The 5,498-nt window shown below is 42.0% G+C and carries 2 protein-coding genes; both read left to right on the forward strand.

What is annotated here, in order from left to right; genetic code table 11:
* The first annotated feature begins 22 nt into the window (after positions 1-22).
* On the forward strand, positions 23-3,952 hold the full coding sequence (locus F6J99_RS41390) for an SDR family NAD(P)-dependent oxidoreductase (protein WP_293122317.1): 3,930 nt from the start codon (positions 23-25) through the stop codon (positions 3,950-3,952).
* Positions 3,945-5,498: polyketide synthase (locus tag F6J99_RS41395; RefSeq protein WP_293122320.1), on the forward strand; the 1,554-nt coding region annotated here is incomplete at its 3' end. The genes F6J99_RS41390 and F6J99_RS41395, both read left to right, overlap by 8 nt.

Genomic DNA, 5,498 nt, shown 5'->3' on the forward strand with positions numbered 1-5,498 from the left:
AATGCTATCAAGCTTAGGAAAATTGTATGTAAAAGGAGCCAAAATAGATTGGTCAGGGTTTGACTCTGATTATAATCGTCAGAAAGTAGCATTACCCACATATCCATTCCAACGGGAACGTTATTGGGTGGAAACCCAAAAAACCCAACTACTCAATTGGTCAAAAACCCAAAATCAACATCCCCTACTCGGTGAAAAACTCCACCTAGCAGGAATAGAAAATCAACAACGTTTTCAATCACACATAACAGAAAAAGCCCCTACTTACCTCAAGGACCACAGAGTATTTGAAAAAGCACTATTCCCAGCTACAGGATATCTAGAAATAGCAGACTCAGCAGCCAGAGAACTATTCAGTTCACCTCAAGTAGAAGTAACAGATGTATTCATAATTAAAGGTTTAATCCTACCAGAAACAGAAATCAAAAGAATACAAACAGTTATCACTCCCCAAGAAAACAATAACTATAAATTTGAAATCTTCAGCACATCAGAAGCAGAAGATCAACAGAAACCCCAATGGATATTGCACACCCAAGGAAAAATATCCGCCGACTCAACTCCAACTCCAGAAGCCAAAATTAACCTAGAGAAATACAAGAGTGAATGTAATCAAGCAATAGACATTAAAGAGCATTACAAATACTTTAGAAACAATGGAATTGACTATGGCAGCAGTTTCCAAGGAATCAAACAACTGTGGAAAGGTCAAGGAAAAGCCCTAGCCGAGATCTGCTTAAGTGAAGAATTAACAACACAAATAGTAGACTATAACATACATCCAGCTCTATTAGACCTCTCCACGCAAATCACACTTCATACCAAACCAATAAAACAAACAGACAAAACATACCTACCAATAGGAATAGAAAAATGGAAATTGTCTAAATCTCCAGGAACAAGAGTTTGGGTGATAGCTGAAACCCCATCAGAAAACAGCCTAATATCAAACATCAAACTGGTAGATGACCAAGGAACGATACTGGCCGAACTGCAAGGACTTAGGTCAAGAGAAACAACAGTATCCAAACTATTAAGAAGTCTACAACCAGAGCTCAATAATTGGTATTATCAAATCAACTGGCAAACCCAACCTCAGCCCAGCCAAGAATCTGAAGCTCCCACCCATAAATGGTTAATTTTAGCAGAAGATACTCAAGTGCAACTATTAAAAGCCCTAGAAAAGAAAGGTCATCAGTGCATTCAAGTATCACCAGGAAAAAAATATCAACAACTAGGACCACAAAAATATCAAATAAATCCCACCAGTAGCCAAGAATTTCAACAACTATTGCAAGAAAATGAAGGAATAACAGGAATAGTACACCTATGGGGAATCAAAAAACTTGAAAACAAAGACAACCTAGAACTAGAAACAATTCAAGCCAAAAATTGTGGTTCAGTGCTGCATCTAGTACAAGGAATCATCAAAAGTCAACCAGCCCAAAATCCCCAATTGTGGTTAATAACTCAAGGAACCCAGAACGTACTCTCAAATACAGAAGTCATCAACCCAGAATACGGAAGTCTATGGGCACTAGGACAAGTGATAGCCAATGAACACCCAGAATTAAAGTGTAAACGCATCGACTATGACCCCAACATAGAACCAACTCAAATAGCCGACTCCCTAGAAGCCGAACTATTATCACAAGAAGTAGAAGACCAAATAGCCATACGTCAAGGTCAACGTTACGTAGCCAGACTCGAACAAAAACAACAGGATGAACAGGTCCAACCAGTGCAATTAAAACTGGCAGAATATGGAGTGATAGACAACCTGAAATGGGAACCAATGGAGCGTCGGACACCAGAAGCCGACGAAATAGAAATCCAAGTAGCCACAGTAGGATTAAACTTCAGAGACGTACTCAACGCCCTAGGTTTACTCAAAGAGTACTACGCCCAACACTTAGGAATTACTTGTGTAGAGCAACTCACCTTTGGATTTGAATGTGCCGGAACAATATCCGCAGTAGGAGAAGAAGTATCACAGTGGCAGGTAGGAGACAAAGTGATAGCCACAATGGTGCCGGATGGGTTTAGTAGTTTTGTGACAACAAAAGCCACAAATATAATCCCTCTACCGGAAAAAATGAGTTTCCCGGAAGCAGCGACCCTACCCCTAACCTTCTTGACTGCCTACTACGGGTTGCAGCACTTAGCTCAAATCCAACCAGGAGAGCGGGTATTAATTCATGCAGCAGCAGGAGGTGTAGGACAAGCAGCAGTGCAAATAGCTCAACTAGCAGGAGCGGAAATCTTAGCCACAGCCAGTCCGAGCAAATGGGACTTTCTCAAATCCCTAGGAATTAAGCATGTGATGAACTCCCGCACCCTAGATTTTAGCCAAGAAATCATGGAGCTCACAGGAGGAGAAGGAGTAGATGTAGTCCTCAATAGTCTCAATGGAGAGTACATACCCAAGAGCTTAGAAGTATTAGCTCCAGGAGGCAGATTTGTGGAAATCGGCAAAATCGGAATTTGGGAGACAGAGCAAGTCAAGGAAAAGCGAGCAGATATCAGTTACTATCCCTATGATTTGGGAGAAGTAGCCCAAGAACAGCCAGGTTTAATGGGTCAATTATCAGAGGAATTAACCAAGGAATGGAACCAAGGAGGACTCAAGGCTTTACCCTATAAAACTTTCTCCAGTACAGAAATAACGGCAGCCTTCCGATATATGCAGCAAGCCCAACATATAGGGAAGGTAGTGGTGGAGATGCCAGAAGTGAGGGCAACTCAAAAGTTAATTCAACCAGAAGCCAGTTATTTGATTACAGGAGGTTTAGGAGCATTAGGCTTAGTAGTAGCTGAATGGATGGTTAAGGAAGGAGCCAAACATATAGTCTTAATGGGGCGTAGTGGTCCTGGTGAAACAGCACAAAAAACCATAGAGGAGTTAGAAGCGACAGGAGCTAAGGTGAGTGTGTTATTAGGGGATGTTTCTGTGCCTTGGGATGTGGAGGAAATTTTCCAGCAGATGGGAGAGTCATTACCCCCACTAAAAGGTGTAATTCATACGGCCGGGGTATTGGATGATGGGTTAATGCAAAACATGAGTTGGGAGCAGTTTACTAAGGTGATGGCACCCAAGGTGCAGGGTACTTGGTATTTGCATCAGCAAACTAAGGAATTAGAATTAGATTTCTTTGTTTGTTTCTCGTCTATAGCTTCAATGTTAGGCGGTTCAGGTCAAGGAAATTATGCAGCAGCTAATGGGTTTATGGACGCGTTAGCTAGTTATCGTCGTGGTATGGGTTTACCAGGATTAAGTATTAATTGGGGAGCGTGGGCCACAGGAGGAATGGCAGCGCGTTTAGGGACTCAGCATCAGAGTCGTATAGAAAGTAGTGGCATGAGGACAATTCAGCCAGAGGAAGGGATGGTGGCATTGGAGAACTTGTTATCAAGGTCTCAAAGTCAGGTAGGGGTGTTCCCGGTGAATTGGTCACAGTTTTCGACACAAGTACCTGGTGTGGAGAAAATGCCATTGTTGTCAGGGTTGGTTTCAGCTCAACCATCTCTGGGTCGAAAATCAGGGTTGTTAGAAAAATTAGAAGCTATAGCGCTAAGGGAGAGAATGGAGTTATTCACAACTCACATTCGGTCAATGGTGGCTCAAACTTTAGGACTCAAAGATGGGCAAAAGTTGGAAATGCGTCAACCCTTGTTTGATTTGGGATTAGATTCTTTAATGGCAGTGGAGTTGAAAAATAGGTTGGAGTCAAGTTTACAGACAAGTTTGAGTTCAACATTGTTATTTGACTATCCTACCCTTGAGGCGTTGGTAGAGTATTTAGCTGATGTTATTCCTATGGAGTTTTCTATAACATATAGCTCAGATCAAAGTAATAACTTGTCTCGTTTTGAAGAAATGTCTGAAGACCAAATGTTTGGTCTACTTGCTCAAACACTGGAATCTCTAGGAGGTAAAAAAGCTAATGAATAAAAGTACAAGTACTCAGACACCAAACTACAAAGCTTTGGTGGGAAATGCTATTCTTCAGATAGAAGCTTTAAAGTCAGAATTAGAAGCTATCAAAAATCCGAAAAAAGAAGCAATAGCCATCATTGGAATGAGTTGTCGCTTTCCTGGAGGAGCCAATTCTCCGGAAGCATTCTGGGAAATACTCAACCAAGGAATGGATGCTATATCAGAAGTGCCCTCAAACCGATGGAATATTGATGAATACTATGACCCCAACCCCGATACTCCAGGCAAAATTATCTCCCGCTATGGTGGTTTCCTCTCACAGGTAGATAGCTTTGATGCACCATTTTTCGGTATTTCTCCCCGAGAAGCTAAAAGTTTAGACCCACAACAGAGGTTATTACTCGAAGTCAGTTGGGAAGCCATAGAAAGGGCTAATCTTTTACCAGAAAGACTGTTCAAGACTCAGACCGGGGTATTTCTTGGCATCTGTGGCAATGAGTACTCACAACAACTGGCCAATAGCAGTACACTAGAATCTTACTGGGGTACAGGTAACGCCCTCAGTACAGCAGCCGGACGTTTATCATACCAATTAGGATTAACAGGACCATGTTTATCTGTGGATACGGCTTGTTCTTCTTCCTTGGTATCCGTACATTTAGCTTGCCAAAGTCTCAGAAACAGAGAATCAGAGCTAGCTTTGGCCGGTGGTGTGAATTTGTTGTTATCTCCTAACGGTAGTCTTATATTTTCTGATGCCAAAATGTTATCTCCTGATGGGCGATGCAAGACTTTTGATGCAGAAGCCAATGGTTATGTTCGCTCTGAAGGATGTGGAATGATTCTATTGAAACGACTCTCTGATGCTGTAGCTCATGGAGATACTGTCTTGGCAGTGATTCGAGGTTCTGCCATGAACCAAGATGGAGCGAGTGGAGGATTGACTGTACCTAATGGGCCGTCTCAGCAAGCAGTAATTCGTCAAGCCATGGAAAATGGAGGGGTAGACCCAGCTAGTATCAGTTATATAGAGGCTCATGGCACAGGCACATCTTTGGGAGACCCTATTGAAGTGGGAGCAATAGGAGCGGTTTTTGGCCAGACTCATTCTCAAGAGCATCCGGTAATAATTGGTTCAGCTAAGAGTAATATTGGTCATTCGGAGGGAGCAGCAGGAATTGCCGGTTTAATGAAGGTAGTTTTGCAATTGCAACATCAGAAAATCGCCCCATCACTGCATTTTCATCAGCCAAATCCTTATATTAATTGGGACCAATTACCGGTACAAGTCGCAACTAAGCTGACCTCTTGGCCGACAAATGGTAAAAGTCGCATAGCTGGGGTTAGTTCTTTTGGTTTTAGTGGTACGAATGCTCATCTAGTTTTAGAAGAAACTCCAAGTGAAGTCATAACTCAGAAGTCAGAAGTCAAAATTCGGAATAATGTTGAACGTCCAGTTCATCTATTAACTCTGTCAGCCAAAACCGAAAAGGCTTTAGAAGATCAGGTCAGTAATTATCAAAATTATCTAGAAACTAATCCCGAGTTAGCCCTAGCAGAT

It is taken from the genome of Moorena sp. SIO4G3 (assembly GCF_010692305.1).
In the GTDB taxonomy this organism is placed as follows: domain Bacteria; phylum Cyanobacteriota; class Cyanobacteriia; order Cyanobacteriales; family Coleofasciculaceae; genus Moorena; species Moorena producens_A.